Annotated in this window: 20 protein-coding genes and 1 other annotated feature; of the genes, 5 read left to right on the top strand and 15 right to left on the bottom strand. The window is 50.6% G+C overall.

The window, feature by feature from the left end; translation table 11 throughout:
• The first annotated feature begins 2 nt into the window (after positions 1-2).
• The 4 genes from L579_RS19910 (at position 3) to gndA (ending at position 4,418) form a co-directional block, all read left to right on the top strand.
• The gene (locus L579_RS19910; protein ID WP_021185962.1) at positions 3-1,298 is read left to right on the top strand and encodes a rhamnan synthesis F family protein; all 1,296 of its coding nucleotides are present in this window, start codon (positions 3-5) and stop codon (positions 1,296-1,298) included.
• Complete coding sequence (locus L579_RS19905) at positions 1,298-2,098, top strand: ABC transporter permease (RefSeq protein WP_021185961.1); 801 nt, start codon at positions 1,298-1,300, stop codon at positions 2,096-2,098. The genes L579_RS19910 and L579_RS19905 overlap by 1 nt, the downstream gene beginning before the upstream one ends.
• Before the next feature lie 5 nt (positions 2,099-2,103).
• The gene (locus tag L579_RS19900) at positions 2,104-2,877 is read left to right on the top strand and encodes an ABC transporter ATP-binding protein (RefSeq protein WP_021185960.1); all 774 of its coding nucleotides are present in this window, start codon (positions 2,104-2,106) and stop codon (positions 2,875-2,877) included.
• A 131-nt stretch (positions 2,878-3,008) separates the two neighbouring features.
• A complete protein-coding gene (gene gndA, locus L579_RS19895) occupies positions 3,009-4,418 on the top strand; it encodes an NADP-dependent phosphogluconate dehydrogenase (RefSeq protein ID WP_021185959.1) in 1,410 nt (469 codons plus the stop codon).
• Positions 4,419-4,450: 32 nt separating this feature from the next.
• Here the strand turns inward: gndA and L579_RS19890 are convergent, their stop codons facing one another.
• The 14 genes from L579_RS19890 to hisL all read right to left on the bottom strand — a co-directional run bounded on the left by L579_RS19890 (position 4,451) and on the right by hisL (position 16,015).
• The gene (locus L579_RS19890; protein ID WP_021185958.1) at positions 4,451-5,569 is read right to left on the bottom strand and encodes a succinylglutamate desuccinylase/aspartoacylase family protein; all 1,119 of its coding nucleotides are present in this window, start codon (positions 5,567-5,569) and stop codon (positions 4,451-4,453) included.
• Positions 5,570-5,684: 115 nt separating this feature from the next.
• On the bottom strand, positions 5,685-6,482 hold the full coding sequence (locus tag L579_RS19885; RefSeq protein WP_021185956.1) for an ABC transporter substrate-binding protein: 798 nt from the start codon (positions 6,480-6,482) through the stop codon (positions 5,685-5,687).
• A gap of 65 nt (positions 6,483-6,547) precedes the next feature.
• Positions 6,548-7,024 (bottom strand): YbaK/prolyl-tRNA synthetase associated domain-containing protein, encoded by a 477-nt coding sequence (locus L579_RS19880; protein WP_021185955.1) that lies wholly within the window; start codon positions 7,022-7,024, stop codon positions 6,548-6,550.
• Positions 7,011-7,346 carry a helix-turn-helix domain-containing protein gene (locus tag L579_RS19875; protein ID WP_021185954.1) on the bottom strand — a complete coding sequence of 112 codons (336 nt, stop codon included), beginning with the start codon at positions 7,344-7,346 and terminating at the stop codon, positions 7,011-7,013. The genes L579_RS19880 and L579_RS19875 overlap by 14 nt, the downstream gene beginning before the upstream one ends.
• Entirely contained in the window at positions 7,343-8,659 is a 1,317-nt protein-coding gene (locus L579_RS19870; protein ID WP_021185953.1) for a type II toxin-antitoxin system HipA family toxin, read from the bottom strand. The genes L579_RS19875 and L579_RS19870 overlap by 4 nt, the downstream gene beginning before the upstream one ends.
• A 118-nt stretch (positions 8,660-8,777) precedes the next feature.
• On the bottom strand, positions 8,778-9,389 hold the full coding sequence (hisIE, locus tag L579_RS19865) for a bifunctional phosphoribosyl-AMP cyclohydrolase/phosphoribosyl-ATP diphosphatase HisIE (protein WP_021185952.1): 612 nt from the start codon (positions 9,387-9,389) through the stop codon (positions 8,778-8,780).
• Positions 9,383-10,159 carry an imidazole glycerol phosphate synthase subunit HisF gene (gene hisF / locus L579_RS19860; RefSeq protein ID WP_021185951.1) on the bottom strand — a complete coding sequence of 259 codons (777 nt, stop codon included), beginning with the start codon at positions 10,157-10,159 and terminating at the stop codon, positions 9,383-9,385. Before hisF ends, hisIE begins: the two co-directional genes overlap by 7 nt.
• Positions 10,141-10,878 (bottom strand): 1-(5-phosphoribosyl)-5-[(5-phosphoribosylamino)methylideneamino]imidazole-4-carboxamide isomerase, encoded by a 738-nt coding sequence (gene hisA, locus L579_RS19855; RefSeq protein ID WP_021185950.1) that lies wholly within the window; start codon positions 10,876-10,878, stop codon positions 10,141-10,143. Before hisA ends, hisF begins: the two co-directional genes overlap by 19 nt.
• Entirely contained in the window at positions 10,878-11,468 is a 591-nt protein-coding gene (gene hisH, locus L579_RS19850) for an imidazole glycerol phosphate synthase subunit HisH (protein ID WP_021185949.1), read from the bottom strand. Before hisH ends, hisA begins: the two co-directional genes overlap by 1 nt.
• Positions 11,468-12,535, bottom strand: coding sequence for a bifunctional histidinol-phosphatase/imidazoleglycerol-phosphate dehydratase HisB (gene hisB, locus L579_RS19845; protein ID WP_021185948.1), 1,068 nt, complete (start codon positions 12,533-12,535; stop codon positions 11,468-11,470). Before hisB ends, hisH begins: the two co-directional genes overlap by 1 nt.
• On the bottom strand, positions 12,532-13,608 hold the full coding sequence (hisC, locus tag L579_RS19840) for a histidinol-phosphate transaminase (RefSeq protein ID WP_021185947.1): 1,077 nt from the start codon (positions 13,606-13,608) through the stop codon (positions 12,532-12,534). Before hisC ends, hisB begins: the two co-directional genes overlap by 4 nt.
• Entirely contained in the window at positions 13,605-14,912 is a 1,308-nt protein-coding gene (gene hisD / locus L579_RS19835; protein WP_021185946.1) for a histidinol dehydrogenase, read from the bottom strand. The genes hisC and hisD overlap by 4 nt, the downstream gene beginning before the upstream one ends.
• A 4-nt stretch (positions 14,913-14,916) precedes the next feature.
• Entirely contained in the window at positions 14,917-15,816 is a 900-nt protein-coding gene (hisG, locus tag L579_RS19830) for an ATP phosphoribosyltransferase (protein ID WP_013509717.1), read from the bottom strand.
• A 54-nt stretch (positions 15,817-15,870) separates the two neighbouring features.
• Positions 15,871-15,992 (bottom strand) — a sequence feature (His leader region).
• Positions 15,968-16,015, bottom strand: coding sequence for a his operon leader peptide (hisL, locus tag L579_RS23865; RefSeq protein ID WP_100396937.1), 48 nt, complete (start codon positions 16,013-16,015; stop codon positions 15,968-15,970). Its footprint overlaps the feature before it by 25 nt.
• Positions 16,016-16,196: 181 nt before the next feature.
• Between hisL and L579_RS19825 the strand changes: the two genes are divergently transcribed.
• Positions 16,197-17,024: an SDR family oxidoreductase gene (locus tag L579_RS19825; RefSeq protein ID WP_021185945.1), complete on the top strand. Its 828-nt coding sequence runs from the start codon at positions 16,197-16,199 to the stop codon at positions 17,022-17,024.
• A 65-nt stretch (positions 17,025-17,089) separates the two neighbouring features.
• Here L579_RS19825 and L579_RS19820 read toward each other — a convergent pair whose 3' ends face one another.
• On the bottom strand, positions 17,090-18,568 hold the full coding sequence (locus L579_RS19820) for a glucosyltransferase domain-containing protein (RefSeq protein WP_021185944.1): 1,479 nt from the start codon (positions 18,566-18,568) through the stop codon (positions 17,090-17,092).
• Between the last annotated feature and the right edge of the window lie 37 nt (positions 18,569-18,605).

The following is an 18,605-nucleotide window of genomic DNA, read 5'->3' as shown; positions in this document are numbered from 1 at the left end:
ATATGAAAAGAATTGTTTTGATGACGATCAGGTTTTTTCTGAAAATCGTTATTTATATGTACTATGGCGTTTTGTCTATACGCGATGATATCAAAACAAAAAAATATACAGATGTTAAAGTAAAAAAGGAGTTTATCGGAGGCAAGGTAATGCTCCTGGCTTTGTATGAAAAGCATGCTCTCAGGAGCGATACGCTTGAGTTACTCAAAGAAGCCAGACGTAACAATATTTTTATCATCGGTGTAAATACATTAAGACTGGAAGAAGATAATTATCCACGGGACTTAATTGATGTTTATATTGAGCGTGATAATTACGGACGCGATTTCGGTAGCTATAAAGCTGGCATGAAATACTTTTTTGAGTCTAACTTTCAGGAGAAGTGTGAAAGACTGTTGATCATCAACGACAGCGTATTTTTCTCTAAAAATACACTTCCAGAATTTGTACGTAACTTATTTGAGACTAATATCGAAGTTCTCGGTGCCACTGAAAACAGTCAACACTCGCATCACTTGGGATCATTTTGTATTTCGATTGCTGGAAAAATTACCCGAAACAAAAGATTCAAAGATTTTTGGTATGACTACAAATCCTCGAATGTCCGTCCGTTAGTGATCAAAAGAGGTGAGTTTGGTCTGAGTAAATTACTCAAATCACTGGTAAGTTCAGAGCAACATTTCAAATCATTGTTTAACGTCTCTTTTATGGAAAGAAAACTCAGTACGGATGAGGAGTTCTATAAAAGTTATTACTATTATCGCCGCGAAGGTGAGCGTTCCTGGGCGAACAAATCCATTACGCAACTACTGGCCAATGATGAGATCATTTCGTCTTATTATTATCAGTACCTGCTTGAACATGGAAAACCTGAAGAAGCCACGATTGTCAGAAGTGAAGCGGCGAAAGCCTCAAAAAGCAAAAATCGTGAGTCGCAGGTTGAAAAGAATCAAGTCGACTATCTGGATGTAGTTAACTTCTTCGAGAGCTACCATAACGAGAAACCTTTGTTAAATGATCATTTTAAGCAAAGGCTGATTTCTCTCTACCTTGATGAATTTACGCTTGGTTCCCAGATTCATATCAACTGCCTTGCACTGCATAAATGTGGTTTACCGATCATAAAACTTGATCTCATGTTCAGGTGCGTTTGCAGCATGAATGATATTATCAAGCTCAGAGATCAACTTGATGAGTCACAAAGAGAAGAATTTATGACGCTGATACTGGCGCGCCTGTGCGGTGATAAATTCCTCGTAGGATTGAACCGTCTCGCATATCAGTTTGGAATTTTGTAATGTCAAATAAAGTTAAGTCGGTAGGGTGGGATGATTTCACATCCGCCATCAAAAACTTTCATATAGTCAAAGTGATGGGCGGGCAAGATATCCGCATGAGATACAAGCGGTCGAAGATGGGGCCTTTTTGGATCACCATCAGTATGGCCGTTATGATTACCACCATGGGCTTGGTGTTCGGTAATCTTTTCAAGACCAATGTTAAAGAGTTTCTGCCTTATCTTACGTTGGGACTGATCACCTGGAGCTTTATTCTCAGCTCAGTATCGGAAGGCTGTGATGCACTGATCTCTTCCGAAGGGATTATTAAACAGTTGCCAGTGCCATTGCATGTTCATGTCATGCGAGTTATTTGGAAAAATTTCATTATTTTCTTACATAATATTGTTATTTTTCCTTTGGTGCTGTTGGCTGTGCAAAAAGGGATCAGCTGGACAGTGTTACTTGCCATCCCCGGTTTCCTGTTACTTATGCTTAACCTGACATGGCTTTTGATGGTCCTGTCGATGATTTGTGCTCGTTTTCGCGATATGACACAAATCGTATTGAGCATCATGCAGGTGATTTTTTATCTCACACCAGTAATCTGGATGCCGAAATTACTATCGCATAGCGCAGCATTGATGTTGCTGAATCTTAATCCGCTTTATCACCTGATTGATCTTGTCCGCAGCCCCCTGTTGGGAACTGTGCCAATGACGAGTAGCTATATCATTGCAGCTGTTATGGCGGTAGTGGGCCTGGCATTCTCGATTTTCATGACTAGCAAGTATAAATACCGAGTTCCTTATTGGGTGTAGGAAAAATGGCACTAATCAAATTTGAAAATGTTGGTATTGATTTTCCTATATTCAATGCCCAAGCAAGATCGATTAAAAAGAACTTTATCAACTTTGCCACCGGTGGCAAAGTGGGTCAGCATGATGGCAAGGTTGTAATCTCTGCACTTAATAATCTTAACTTTGAAATCAACGATGGTGAAAAAGTTGGATTAATCGGACACAACGGTGCAGGTAAAACCACACTATTGCGGATGTTCAGCAAGGTTTACCACCCAACAAGCGGTTCGGCAATTATTGAAGGTGATATCGGTTCTCTGATCTCAATTTCCCTGGGTATTAATGCAGAATTTACGGGTAGAGAGAATATCTATATCCGAGGTGCATTACTCGGTCTGAAGAAAAAAGAGATTGATGCCAAAATTGAAGAGATTATTGATTTTACCGATCTCGGTGATTTTATTGACATGCCTGTTCGCACATATTCTTCGGGGATGCAAATGCGATTAGGTTTCAGTGTCAGTACAATATTTTCACCTGAGATTCTATTAATGGATGAATGGTTATCGGTCGGAGACGAAGGCTTCAAAGAAAAAGCTGAAGCTCGATTAACCAAGATCATTAATGCTACAAAGATTTTGATCCTGGCTAGCCACAGCAATGATTTATTGCGCAAAACGTGCACACGCATTTTGTGGCTTGAGCACGGTACGGTAAAAATGGATGGCAAACCTGAAGATATTCTTCCGCTGTACTTCAAATCGAATATTAAGACAGGTGATTTGCTAACCAATACATAATTAGCCATGCATTTTATGGCGTTATGTTATCGCACCATTCACTACCTCATCGGGTATCAGATGAGTTAACATATTTGCCACTTTGCTCACAAACCTGGCTTTGTGATGGTAACTTCAGACAGGAGTAGATGATGTCCAAGCAACAAATCGGCGTTGTAGGTATGGCAGTGATGGGGCGTAATCTGGCCCTCAATATTGAGAGCCGCGGCTACACTGTATCTATCTTCAACCGTTCTCGTGAAAAGACTGATGAAGTCGTCGCTGAGAACCCGGGCAAGAAACTCGCGCCTTATTACACCATCGAAGAGTTCGTTGAATCACTGGAAAAACCTCGCCGCATCCTGCTGATGGTACAGGCTGGTGAAGCGACAGATAAGACCATCGCTTCTCTGACTCCTCACCTGGACAAGGGGGACATTCTTATCGATGGCGGTAACACCTTCTATAAAGACACCATCCGTCGTAATAAAGAACTGTCTGATCAGGGCTTTAACTTCATCGGCACCGGTGTTTCAGGTGGTGAAGAGGGCGCATTGAAAGGCCCATCAATCATGCCTGGCGGCCAGAAAGAAGCGTACGAACTGGTTGCACCAATCCTGGATAAAATTGCTGCGCGTGCCGAAGATGGTGAAGCTTGCGTGACTTACATTGGTCCGGATGGCGCTGGTCATTACGTTAAAATGGTGCACAACGGCATTGAATACGGTGATATGCAGCTGATTGCAGAAGCCTATGCACTGCTGAAAGGCGCACTGGGCTTGACCAACGAAGAGTTAGCAAAAACTTTCACCGACTGGAACAATGGTGAACTGAGCAGCTACCTGATCGACATCACCAAAGATATCTTCACCAAGAAAGATGAAGACGGTAAATACCTGGTTGATGTGATTCTGGACGAAGCCGCGAACAAAGGTACTGGTAAGTGGACCAGCCAAAGCTCGCTCGACCTGGGCGAACCGCTGTCACTGATCACTGAGTCCGTGTTTGCGCGTTACCTCTCTTCTCTGAAAACGCAGCGTGTTGCCGCGTCTAAAGTACTGAGCGGCCCGCAGGCGAAAGCCTTCACCGGTGATAAAGCGGAATTCGTTGAGAAAGTCCGTCGCGCACTGTACCTGGGTAAAATCGTCTCTTACGCGCAGGGCTTCTCTCAGCTGCGTGCTGCTTCTGAGCAGTACAACTGGGATCTGCATTATGGTGAGATTGCGAAGATCTTCCGTGCGGGCTGTATCATCCGTGCTCAGTTCTTGCAGAAAATCACTGATGCTTACGCAGAAAACGCGAACATCGCTAACCTGCTGCTGGCTCCATACTTCAAAAATATCGCTGATGAATATCAGCAGGCGCTGCGTGATGTCGTTGCTTACGCTGTACAGAACGGTATCCCAACTCCGACCTTCTCAGCGGCTATTGCATACTACGACAGCTACCGTTCAGAAGTGCTGCCGGCTAACCTGATTCAGGCTCAGCGTGACTACTTCGGTGCGCATACTTATAAGCGTACCGATAAAGACGGTGTGTTCCACACCGAGTGGCTGGACTGATAATAATAAGGCTTCCTACGGGAAGCCTTTTTTTACCCCACCAATAAATCGCCCTCACGTCCGGCATTTTCCCCGGCCAGCCGCACCATCAACATCCCTGCGGTCGCAAATTTCATCAGATTGCGTGCGTACAAGATGCCGCCATATTCAGCCAGCAGTGGTGTCACCTGATCGGTAATGGGATCAATTATCTCCGCTACAACCTCACCGGCTGCAATCCTCTCCCCAATCTTACGACGATTAAGTATCAAGCCCGAATGGGGTGCAAAGATATACTCACAGCCCGCCAGCTCTGTCGCAGGATTAATCAGGGCAGGGGACTCACCTACCTCACCCGCAATATAGCCACCTTCAATCAACGCATTAATAATCGCATCTGCATCTTTCTCTGCCTGCTCAGGTGAAACATCAGCCACACCTCGTAGTTCGAGCGTCACGGGCAGTAATCCACGCGGCATTGGATACTCGTCACCATAACGTTTCGCCAGTGTCAGCCACGGTTCGCAACAGGCTTCATCAAAGGGTTCTCCACCGGACACTTGCGCCAGCAACTGAACTTCACTGCCCAACCAGCGAGCCAGTGGCTCTATATCCGGCCACGCATGAGGGGTGGTGTAAAGATGAGGGACCGCATCCCAGTCGCAATGCAGGTCAATCATTAAATCGGCCTGACTGGCCATCCGCATCAGTGTGAAACGTTGTGCGTCCAGCTCGGTTTTGGCGATGGTGTCACGGTAGTGGCGGTCAATAGCATCCCGAATCAGCCGCTTGTTTTCGTACTCACTTTGTGTCAGTGAACCGGCCAGCTCCGCAACTAATGTCTCACCCAATGCCGGAAAGCGACGGTTAAAGTCCTGCCCGGAGAGGGTATGAAACCGCCCCAGATGAGTACCATGCCAGTGCTGCCCCAAAGCCAGCGGATTGGCTACCGGCACCAACGTAAATGAAGCTTTTAGCTGCCCGGTGGACTCCAGCTCCAGCAATTTTTGTTTCAGATACCAGGCCACCGCCATGCCTGGCAATTCATCACCATGTAAAGCAGCCTGAATATAGACACGTTTGTGTGTGTCGCCGCCGCTGAAGTGAAAACTATAGATTTCACGCTGCGTACCCAGCGAAGCGCTTAAAAGAGGGTGATGTTGTTGTTGCATGGCGTTAATGATGTCCTGTTTGCTGCCGCGCGCGAGCTACACGCAGACATTGGTGTTTCGAATGGCAATTATTATAGTGCGACTGAAAAGAAGGGCGGCTAATGCCGCCCCAGATTTACTGCTGAATGGAGATATCTGTCGCGAAGTATTTTTTCTGGATCTTGTCGAAGGTGCCGTTCTTTTTGATTTCAGCAAAGGCATCATCCAGTGCAGTTTTCAGCTCGGTATCACCTTTGCGCAGACCAATCGCCGTTCCCGGACCGATAATCGGGTCTTGGACCGTCGGTCCTGCCAGTTCAAAATCTTTGCCTTGTGGCTGCTTCAGGAAGCCGATAGCGGCTTGCGCAGCATCGGTAAACACCGCATCAAGACGGCCAGAAACCAGATCGCTCTCTACCTGAGCCTGGTCGCCATAAGGGACAACGTTAACACCATAAGGTTGCCATTTCGCACGCGCATAGCGTTCCTGTACCGTGCCTTGCTCAACACCGACAGTTTTGCCTTTCAGCGATTCAGCAGTGGGTAACAGGCCGGAACCTTTACGTGCGATCAGCTGAGTTTTGGTGTCGTAAAGCGGCACGGTGAAATCGATCTGTTTCAGACGTTCTTCAGTCACGCCCATATCAGAAAGAATTGCATCAAATTTGCGTGCTTTCAGGGCCGGGATCATGCCGTCAAACTGACTTTCTACCCACACGCATTTGGTTTTCATCTGTTCGCAAAGCGCATTGCCAAGATCGATGTCAAAACCGACCAATTTACCCTGCGGCGTTTTGGATTCAAAAGGAGGGTAGGTGGGATCAACGGCGAAACGAACCTGGTCAATTTTTGCCTGTGCGCCGAACGCGCAGCTTGCCAGCACAGCCATTGTCAGCGTCTGACGCAGACGGGCGGTAAAACGTGAACTTGCCATAAAGCGGTCTTCTTTTATCGTGATGTGGAATCACGCAGAGTACCGTCCAGAGAAAGTTATAGCAATTACTGGATTATTTTCATCACGTTACCATTGTGTATCGCTTTGTAATCCTCGGTATTCAACACCACTGACTTCTCCAACACCCCGGCATTAAAGGCAATTTCGTCGTAGCGTTCAAACAGTAAGGGGTCTACCACCAGCATTAAGTCGGCATGAAAACTGAAGGGCGGAATAGCGCCAAACACACAACCGGTGAGCACATCAACTTCTGCCGGGCTGGCGAGTGAAGCGCGACGCCCCCCCACGGCTTCCGCGACTTTGCTTAAATCTGCCTGCTGATCGGCAGGTAGCACCGCCAGCACATGTTGCTTGATACCGTTGCCCTTGACATGACACACCAGCGCTTTTGCCCCCTGACCAACTTCGGTGCCACGAATAGCGGCCACCGCTTCACACTTACCTGTTGCTTCATGCGACATCAGACGATAACGCGCCTGATGTTGATCAAGCAGGGTAAGCAGTTTTTCATGGGTGGTCATGGTGGTCTCCGGATTGCGCGAGTTGCGTTAACAGTGTCTGCATCATATGTGGCTGGCGTGGTAAAACGCCTGTCTTCAACCCTAATGGCTTTAATGCACGGTTCAACGTGGTGAGTGTGATGCTCTCTTTATCGAGTTCAATGTCAGAAAGTGTGCGTCTGCTGATACCTGCCAGTGTGGCGTAGCGCTCCTGCGAGAAGCCCAGAACTTTTTTGCGTAGTTGCATCAGCAATTCTCCCTGAGTTAACTGTTCTTTCATAAATTGTTGCAACAGCTCAAGAAGCATCGCTTCACGTTCAAATGGCGAGAGCTTCTTTGTCATAGTTTCCATCCCGCGATACGTTGATCGAGAAAGTTAAAACCCATCCCAGGCATTTCCAGAATAGAAGAGGGAACACCGCGTGCTGCCAGACGAGATTTTAAGCCGAGTAGACTCTCTGCCAATTTTTTCAACGCATTGAGCAGTTCAGATTGGGGGACAAATTCGTCCAGTCGTGTTGCTATCAAATGCCACTGGAACAGCCCACCTTCTTCATAGGGAGCCCCCCATTGCGTAGTGCGAATGATACCTTCCGGATCGGCTTTCATTGGGGCAAAGTCGTAAATTGGCGCCAGCCACATACCCTCTGGTTTTTTCAGTACGGCACTATTACGGCCATGATTATCAGAATTGCCGAAGGCGATATTAAGCATATCGCGTTTCACCCATTCAATAACCAGCTGCTTACGCCCGGTATCCGTCAGACTTAGCTTTTCAACCAGTGCATTGATGACATCGAAGTGGTTAAGGTAACTACCTGGTGGCTTTTTCATAATGGAATAGACGGATTCCAAACCATATAGCACTTTGCTCTCGCCGACAAAATCTACATCAAAACGAGGCAGCCACAATGATGGATAGCGTTCACCTTCACATAACAACATATTATCGGTACTTATCGTATCGATGCCGAGAGCATGTAATTCATGATAGAAATGGTACTCAGCACGCAAAATGTCGCAATCTATCGCACTGCGCGCGCCGCGTGGATATTTCACCAGATAATGTGCATCCTGGTTCTGCATATCATCCTGCCAGGTATCAATCCACACCTCACAGTTATTATTACGTCTCAATAGCAGTTTTGGTGCCTCGCCACCGGCTCCCGTAGCCCCGCCGCTGGCTGCACCCATTTGTTGGGCGTATTCCAGAAAATCGGTATCACGTTCAACGGCCCATTCCGCAGGAAAGCGCCTGGTCTTCAGCTGACTTTCCGCAGGCAGGCGTGGTAAGGACTCTTTAACCCGCAGATTGCCGACAGGCGCGATAGTACCCGCTTGCAATAAAGCATAATCCTGCTCAGCAGGCGATTTGGTTTGTAAGCCAAGCAGTGCAACCCAATAGCGTCGGCTGGCACCAGCAGGCATGATATCGTCGAGAAAGCTAAACCAGGGTTGGGAAAAATGGCTGCCAATAAGCATCACGGAATAGTTGATACTGCAACTGGCATGGTCATCACGATCAAGATATTGACTGGCATAGTCGAACTCGTATGCGAGCAACGCTGCGCTTTGACGTCCTTTACGTGACTCTTTCACGTCCAGTAGTGCGGCATCTTGCCAGCGTCCATCGACATGCAATTGAAGGGTTAACATGCTGCGCCTTGGTTGAGCAGTATATTGCTCAATTTTAGCCAACTTTGTTATTTATGAGAAGTATACTGCTCAAAATTATCCAGACTCGTCGATTTTGAGCAGTATCGTGCACAATCGCTTACTTATGACGCGCACGCAGATTGTTGATAATGGTGCTCAGATCAAGCTCCTGATCCTGCAACAACACCAACAGATGGTAGATTAAATCGGACGCTTCATTGGTCAGCTCGTGACGATCATTGACCGTTGCAGCCAGCGCGGTTTCTACGCCTTCTTCACCTACCTTCTGTGCAATGCGCTTGGTACCGCTGGCGTACAGCTTCGCGGTATAGGAGCTGGCCGGGTCAGCATGTTTGCGCTCTGCCAGCAGTTGCTCCAGTTGATACAGGAAAGTCCAGTCCGGTGCTGCCGGAGAGAAACAGCTGGAAGTACCGAGATGACAGGTAGGGCCTATCGGGTTTGCCAGCACCAGCAGCGTATCGTTGTCGCAATCTGGTGTAATGCTGACCACTTGCAGGAAATGACCCGAGGTTTCGCCTTTGGTCCACAGACGATTTTTGGTGCGCGAGAAGAAGGTGACGTTGCCCTCCGCGAGGGTTTTCTGCAACGCTTCCTCGTTCATATACCCGTGCATCAGCACTTCGCCAGAGACGCTGTGCTGGACGATAACGGGCATCATGCCCGCGGTTTTGACCCAATCCAGACGGGTCAGTTGTTCTGCAGTTAACACGCGCGAATCTCCACACCGTTGTCAATCAGGAAGCTTTTCAGCTCACCGATATTAATAATCTGTTTGTGAAACACCGAAGCTGCCAGCGCGCCATCAACATTGGCTTGCTCAAACGCTTCGAGAAAGTGTGCCATGGTGCCCGCACCACCGGAAGCAATCAACGGCACCTTGCACACATCACGTACTTTCTTCAGTTGTACCAGGTCGTAACCATTGCGCACGCCGTCCTGGTTCATCATGTTGAGCACGATCTCGCCGGCACCCAGCTTCTGCACTTCCTGCACCCAATCCAGCGTCTCCCATTGGGTAACGCGGGTGCGGGACTCATCACCGGTATACTGGTTAACGTGATATTTACCAGTTGCTTCGTCAAACCAGGTATCGATACCCACCACAATACATTGCACGCCAAAGCGATCGGCCAGGCGGGTAATCAGTGACGGGTCAGCCAGCGCGGGCGAGTTGATAGAAATCTTATCGGCACCGAACTCCAGAATGCGCGCGGCATCCGCTTCGCTCTTGATGCCACCTGCCACACAGAATGGAATATCAATCACTTCCGCTACCCGCGATACCCAGCTCTTATCCACCACACGGCCATCAGACGAGGCGGTGATATCGTAGAACACCAGTTCATCGGCCCCTTCCTGTGCATAACGCTGCGCCAGCGGAACGATATCGCCAATGATTTCGTGATTGCGGAACTGAACCCCTTTCACCACCTGTCCGTCGCGAACATCGAGACAGGGAATTATCCGTTTTGCCAGCATGCAATGGCCTCCGAAACCGTAAATTTATCTTCCAGCAGTGCGCGACCGACAATCACGCCCTGCGCACCGCTGCCGCGCAGGGCGGCGATATCGTCCAGCGAACCAATGCCGCCGGATGACTGAAACGCGATATCCGGGAACGCATCAGACACTTCCTGATACAGGGCGACATTGGAACCGCTCAGCGTGCCATCACGCGAGATATCGGTGCACAGCACATGCTTCAGACCAACCGGCTGATACCAGCCAATGACCTCTTCCAGCGTTACGCCTGCTGCTTCCTGCCAGCCGCTGATCGCCACATCTTTGCGATTGTCGGCGTCGATACGCACATCCAGCGCCAGCACGATGGCATCTGCGCCAAACTCCCGGAACCAGCTTTTCACCTCTTCCGGTTGTTTCACGGCAGTGGAACCCACCACCACGCGACTGGCACCTGCCGCCAGCAACGCCGCGACATCTTCACGATTGCGGATACCGCCACCGACTTGCACCGGAACGCTGACGCCGAGCAGCAGAGTTTGCAGTAACGGGATCTGACGTTTGGCCGGATCTTTGGCACCGGTCAAATCCACCAGATGCAGCACCTGTGCCCCCTGGCGTTCGTAGTCCTGCAAGCGTGGCAGCGGATCGCTACCGTAGTCACGCTGCTGGCCATAATCGCCCTGATGCAGACGCACCACTTTGCCGTCGATTAAATCTAAAGCGGGAATAATCATTACATCTCCAGGAAATTTTTCAGCAGCTGCGCACCCGCTTTACCGGAACGCTCCGGGTGGAACTGCACGCCGAAGAAGTTATCTTTTTGCAAGCCGGCAGTGAACGGCAAGCCGTACTCGCACTGAGCAATGGTATTGGCGTTGACCGGCATGGCGTAGCTGTGCACGAAGTAGAAATAGCTACCGTCGTCGATACCGCGAAACAGGTGGTTTCCGGCCTGCGAGGTGATCTGATTCCAGCCCATATGCGGCAGAGGTAAACCTTTGGTATCCATCAGCGTTACCGGCTCATCAAGGATGCCGAGCGTGGTGACGCCGCCATTCTCATCACTGCCGCGTCCCAGCAGCTGCATACCGAGGCAAATCCCCAGTACTGGCTGCGTACAGGCTTTTACCAGCTCGATCAGATCGCGTTCCTGTAACTGGTTCATGGCCGCCTGAGCCGTGCCGACACCCGGCAGAAACAGTTTATCTGCGCGCAGCACCACATCAGGATCACGGCTCACTTCCGGGGTATATCCGAGGCGCTCAACCGCCCACTTTACCGACGACAGGTTGGCGCAGCCGGTGTCGAGAATCACCACGTTCATCACAGCACTCCTTTCGAGCTCGGCAGGGTGTTACCGTCCACGCGGATCGCCTGGCGCAGAGTGCGGCCAAAGGCTTTAAACAGGCTTTCCACGCGATGGTGATCGTTGCGGCCTTTGGTTTTCAGGTGCAGGGTGCTCATCATGGCGTAGGAGAGGGAGCTGAAGAAATGCTCGACCATCTCAGTGCTGAGGTCGCCCACGCGCTGATAGCTGAACTCCGCTTTGTATTCTAGGTGCGGGCGACCGGAGATATCCAACGCACAACGCGCCAGACATTCGTCCATCGGCAACACGAAGCCGAAACGGCCAATACCACGTTTATCCCCCAGCGCTTTCAGCAGGGCTTCGCCCAGCGCCAGGCCGGTATCTTCTACCGTGTGGTGGTCGTCGATATACAGGTCGCCTTTCACATCAATATTCATGCGTAAGCCACCGTGTACCGCAATCTGGTCCAGCATGTGGTCAAAGAAGCCGACGCCGGTGTTGATCTTGCTGCCGCCTTCACGGTCGAGCCACACTTCAACTTTAATCTGCGTCTCTTTGGTGTTGCGGTTAACCAGCGCATAGCGATCGCGCTTGGTCAGACGTTGCTGGATCGCGTTCCAGTCTTCACCTTCTGCACCGTAACGCAGGCCCTGAATACCCATATTTTGCGCCAGCTGGATATCGGTGTGACGATCGCCGATCACATAGCTGTTCGCCACATCCAGCGCGCCTTCTGCCAGCCAGGCTTCAACCATTTTGGTTTTTGGCTTACGGCAATCGCAGTTGTCTTCCGGCTTATGCGGGCAGATCAGGATGTCACTGAAACGGATACCCTGCGACGTCAGGATCTGCATCATCAGGTTGTGCGGCCCATCAAAATCGGCCTGCGGGAAGCTGTCGGTACCCAAACCATCCTGATTGGTGATCATCACCAGCTGGTAACCGGCGCTTTGCAGCGCCAGCAGGGCAGGGATCACGTTTGGCTCGAAGGCCAGCTTGTCCATGCGATCCACCTGAAAATCCACCGGGGGTTCAGAGATGATGGTGCCGTCGCGGTCGATAAAAAGGGTCTTCTGACTCATGCTTGCTCCACAGGTAAGGCTTGCAGCGCGGCGATTAAGCGCTCGCACTCTTCACGGGTGCCGATTGAGATGCGCAGGCATCCCGCCAGGCCGGGGTTTTTATTCTGGTCACGCAGGATAATGCCTTCATCCCACAGGGTTTTAAACACTTTCGGAGAATCGGTGAAACGCGCCAGAATATAGTTTGTCTCGCTTGGGAATACCGCTTCCACACAAGCGATCTGCGGCAGCTGTTCCAGCAGCCAGCTACGGTTGGCATTCAGTTGCAGCGCGTGTTCGCGCATCAGCGCCAGCCCCTGATCGCTCAGCGCCTGAGCCGCCACATCCGCTACCGGGGTGGCGAGCGGGTAAGGTGCAATCACTTTCAGCAGCAGGTCGATCACTGGCTTGTTCGCCAGCGTAAAGCCGCAGCGCAGGCCAGCCAGCGCAAAGGCTTTCGACAGGGTACGCAGAATCACCAGATGCGGATAATCTTTCAACCAGCCAGCCAGCGTCGCTTGCGGGCAAAATTCGATATAGGCTTCATCCGCCACCACCAGCGCTTTTCCGGCGGTCATATCCAGCAGGGCGCGGATATCGTCCGGGTTGATCAGGTTGCCGGTCGGGTTGTTCGGACTGCACATATACACCACTTTCACCCCGTCGAGCTGGTCAGCAATGGCCGGCAGATTCAATTGCCAGTCGTCCAGCGCTGCCACGGTGCGGTATTCGATACCGATGGTTTCAGCGCTGACGCTGTACATGCCATACGTCGGCGGGCAGAACAGAATCGCGTCTTTGCCCGGTTCACAGAAAGCACGCATCACCAGTTCAATGCCTTCATCCGCGCCACGGCTCACCAGTACCTGCTCCGGGCTGACGCCGGCATAACCGGCATAACGCTCGATCACTAACTTCGGCTGGCATTCCGGGTAACGGTTCAGCGTCTGCTGCGACAACTCAAACGGCACCGGCAGCGGGAATTCGTTGGCGTTCAGCCACACATCACCGTTCCCCCCCAGGCGACGGGCTGATTGATACGGCGTCAGCGCGCGCACATTGGCGCGGGCCAAATCTTCAACATTCAGGCTCATGCTTGCTCCTTCAGGGCCGCAACACGCAGGGTAACGGCGTTTTTGTGGGCTTCCAGCTGCTCAGCGGCGGCCAGGGTTTCGATGGTGGCCGCGAGGTTAAGGAAACCCTGTGGCGTCAGTTCCTGCACGGTCATACGCTTCTGAAAATCCGCCAGACCGAGGCTCGAGCAGGTGGCGGTGTAGCCATAGGTCGGCAGTACATGGTTAGTGCCGGAGGCATAATCACCGGCTGATTCAGGCGACCAGTCACCCAGGAACACCGAACCGGCGCTGGTGATGCTATCGACCAGGTCACGCGGAGTACGCGTCTGAATAATCAGGTGCTCAGGGCCGTATTGGTTCGAGATGGCGACGCACTGCGCCAGATCTTGCGCCACAATCAGGCGGCTGCTGGCTAACGCCTGACGCGCGGTGGCGGCACGCGGCAACTGCGCCAGTTGCTCGTCAACTGCGGCGGCGACGCCGTTTGCCAGTTCCAGTGATGGCGTCAGCAGAATCACCTGCGAATCCGGGCCATGTTCGGCCTGGGACAACAAATCAGAAGCCACAAAGGCCGGTGTTGCGCCAGCATCGGCAATCACCAACACTTCAGACGGACCGGCAGGCATATCTATCGCTGCACCATCCAGACGCTGGCTCACCTGACGCTTGGCCTCGGTGACATACGCGTTGCCCGGACCAAAGATCTTGTCCACTTTTGGCACGGTGTCGGTGCCGAAAGCGAGGGCGGCAATCGCCTGCGCACCACCAACCTGAAACACTTCCTGCACGCCACACAGCTGAGCGGCATAGAGGATCTCGTCGGCAATCGGCGGTGGTGAGCACAGCACCACACGGCCACAACCGGCGATGCGTGCCGGGGTTGCCAGCATCAATACGGTGGAAAACAGCGGCGCAGAACCGCCTGGAATGTACAGGCCAACCGATTGCACCGGGCGCGTAATCTGTTGGCAGCGCACGCCGGGTTGTGTCTCCACATCCACTGTCGCCAGAATCTGTGCGTTGTGGAAAGTTTCGATATTGCCCACGGCCACAGCCATTGCCTGCTTCAATCTGTCGCTCAGGCGGTCACTGGCGGCTTGCATCTGCTCGGCCGTCACACGCAGGTTATCCACCTGTGCTTTATCAAAACGCGCGCTGAATTCACGCAGCGCATTGTCACCATTCTCTTTTACCTGTGCCAGAACATCACGCACCACCTGGCTGATGCTGTCGGAGGCGGAAATCGCCGGACGCATCAGTAACGCCTGTTGCTGCTCGGTGCTGCATTGCTGCCAGTCAATCGGGGTCATCAGGGCGCTCATTCGGTCACTCCAGCATTTTTTCAATTGGCAGCACCAGAATTGAGCTGGCACCAAGGGCTTTCAGTTTTTCCATGGTTTCCCAGAACAGCGTTTCGCTGCTCACCATGTGCATCGCCACACGGCTGACTTCACCGGCCAGCGGCAGGACGGTAGGACGCTCCGCACCCGGCAGCAGGGCAATCACTTCTTCCAGACGCTCGCTCGGCGCGTGCAGCATGATGTATTTGGACTCACGCGCTTTGATGACACCCTGAATACGCGTCATCAGTTTGTCGACCAGCTCTTGTTTGGCCCCGGACAGCTCACCGTCACGTTGGATCAATACCGCTTTGGAGCGATAAATGACTTCAACTTCGCGCAGGCCATTGGCCTCCAGCGTGGCGCCGGTGGACACCAGGTCGCAAATCGCGTCGGCCAGACCGGCACGGGGTGCCACTTCAACTGAACCATTCAGCAGACAGGATTTAAAAGCAACGCCTTGTTTATCGAGATACTTTTTCAGCAGGTGAGGGTAAGAGGTGGCAATGCGGGATTTATCAAGGCATTGCGGACCGGTGTACTCCGCGTCAACCGGCATTGCCAGCGACAGGCGGCAACCGCCAAAATCGAGACGACGCAGAGTAAAGTAACGCGGATCCTCACCCTGGGCGCGGCGCGTTAACAGCTCCTCTTCCAGCACGTTTTCGCCCACGATGCCAAGATCCACCACGCCATCCATCACCAGTCCGGGAATATCGTCATCGCGCACGCGCAGGATGTCGATTGGCATGTTTTCCGCAAACGCAATCAGACGCTGCTGCTGAAGGTTAATTTTAATGCCACAGCGTGCCAGCAGTTCGCGTGATTCATCACTTAAACGGCCAGATTTCTGCATAGCTATGCGTAAACGGGTGTTATCTAACATGGTTCCTGTCCTCTTATTCATTCCTGTCTGAACTCAGTTGGGTTGCGTCAGCCCATAAAAAAACCCCCGGAAGATGATCTTCCGGGGGCTCTCTTTGCGCTCACACCACTGGAAGATCCTAAACGTCTTCCAGCACACATCGCCTGAAAGACTAGTCAGGATGATGGTGATGATGGTGGTTGAACTGAACGCGTGTCATAAAAAATTCCGTTGCTGAATGGGTATTCATTTGCGTGCTGATTAACCTAGCGAAGATAGCGCCGTGTGGCAAGCCTTTTTTAACGTCAATTTCTGGAATCTCCCGCAACAGTTAGCGCTGGTTTGACACCCACGACAGCACTAAGATGAAGTGTCTTTGAGCAGCGAAGCCGGGAGTCGATATGAAAAAGGTCGCGATTGTGGGGCTGGGATGGCTGGGCATGCCGCTGGCGATGGCGCTGGCGACACGCGGCTGGCAGGTGACGGGCAGCAAAACCTCGCCAGATGGGGTAGATGCGGCTCGTCGTTGTGGCATTGAGGCGTTTCAACTGGTGCTGACACCTGAGCTGGAGTGTGAGGCAGAAGATCTGGAAGCGCTGATCTCGGTGGATGCGCTGGTGGTGACCTTACCCGCCAGTCGTACGGTGCAGGGCGGTGAAGATTATATGCAGGCGGTACAAAATGTGGTGGATACCGCATTAGCCTTTAAGGTCCCGCGGATTATCTTCACCAGTTCCACTTCAGTGTATGGTCCTGGTCCGGGAGTGATGAAGGAGCACAGTCCGTTGCAACCTGAAACCGTGGCGGGTAAAACGCTGGTGGCGCTGGAGAACTGGTTGCACGATTTGCCGGGAACCTCAGTGGATATTGTTCGTCTCGCCGGGCTGGTGGGACCCAATCGTCATCCCGGACGTTTCCTTGCCGGGAAAACGGATTTACGCGATGGCGCACATGTGGTGAATCTGGTGCATCTGGATGATGTGGTGGATGCAATTGTGCTGTTGTTGCAGACGCCGAAAGGTGGGCATATATATAACCTGTGTGCGCCGAAACATCCGACGCGTGACACTTTCTATCCTGGCGTGACCAAACAATTAGGTTTAACACCCCCTCAATTTATCGCGGAAAGCTTGCGTGATGCAGGCAAGGTTATTGATGGTGGAAAAATATGTAATGAACTGGGGTTTGAGTACAGTTATGATGACCCGATAAAGATGCCGTTGGAATAACGTAATTTTTAAGGCTGCATTTTAGCAGTATAACAATAGCCCACCTGACGGGTGGGCTATTGCATTTATCTGTTGTAATCGCTTAACTGGTCAGAAAGTTTCACAATGACAACACCATCCATCATTCTGACTGCGTTTCTATCTGGCCATGATGGCATCGATTTTCCATTAACTCTGGATCTTTCCACCTGGTCAGCATCAGGTATTTTTACATTCAGCATGTTGCTGGTATAAAGATATTTATACATCCTCTGATTGTTGCCGCCATCCCACTCATAAAAGGATGCGCCAAAAACGTCTGCGCCTGGAACTCTCCATGAATTTAAGGGGCTGTAACTCCCGTAAAAGAAAATGGGAGTTTTAGTGGCATCAAATTGAGGATATTTATTGTATATAGTGTTAATGATTTGCTCCGAAAGGTTTCTGTCTGCCTCTCGTGCCATATAATCACTGTAAAATAATCGTGTGGAAGATGATGCGCCAACACCAAGGAACACCAGAGCAATCAAAACTGAGGATGTTTTAAGCTGAGTAATAGATATCGCACAGATAAAAAGGCCAGCAAAAACAACAGACGCCTGCGTCATGGCCCGTGGAGGCATACCTGAACCAATGGCTATATTCAGAAGGAACATGGAGAGGAATGTTGCTACGCTCAGAATTATGGTTAAGGAGACATTACTCTTTTTTCTGACAACTGCAACGCAGATCGTTACAATCCAGATTAAGCAAAAAGCAAAGCTATTCATACCGTAAGCTGCACGGAATCGAATATAGTCTCTGATAAAATGAGCCACGGATTTTATTACGTCATACGTCCCATGCTTTCCCCAGCCAATCATGGCTGAGAGATAACCCGAGATTTGAACTCCGTAATGACCGGCAACCATCTTAGACAGGATGGAGTTTATAATAAGTGCAATGCCAGCCATTACACCAAATAGCACTATTTTTTTAGCAGCATCAGTGTAAGTTAATTTCTCATTAATTGACTTCAATGTTAATGAAATACAAAGCAATGATGCGGAATAAAGAAAGACTGATTGATAAACAGATAAAGATACAATGGTCAGAATGACAAAAATTAACAGACGCCATGCACTCACCTTCTCCAACATAAAAAGAGAGGCCGTAGAGAGAAGTATCGACAAGCTGATAGTATCGGACTGATTGCTAAACTCAAATTGATAAGCCATTTGTGGCAGAGCTGCCAGCATGACAGTAAACGCTACAGCATGTATTTTGTTTAATTTGAGATAAATTGAAGCCAATGCAGCTGAGCACGAAAGAAAGATAAGACTCAAAAGCAGCGTGAAGAAAGGGAGGTAAGGCTCAGGCAAAATGTAATGACGCAGTAGCGCATGCCCCCACCTGCCCGCTGACAATGTCTGGAAGAAATTATCAAATGGCTCCTCATCAATCGATAAAGTAAAATGTGTAAGCTCAAAGCCATATACAACAAGATATGAGGTGAAGGCAGAAAAAAAAGCAAGGATGAGTATATGTACCTTTGGATCGTTTAAACTAATTTTTGATAGCTGCATTCTCTCTGTTCCATGAATTTTTTAATTGTAGTGTGGC

The organism is Pantoea sp. AS-PWVM4, from assembly GCF_000468095.1.
In the GTDB taxonomy this organism is placed as follows: Bacteria; Pseudomonadota; Gammaproteobacteria; order Enterobacterales; family Enterobacteriaceae; genus Pantoea; species Pantoea phytobeneficialis.
The sequence above is the reverse complement of the archived record's forward strand: the minus strand, read 5'-3'. Positions and strand labels throughout refer to the sequence as shown.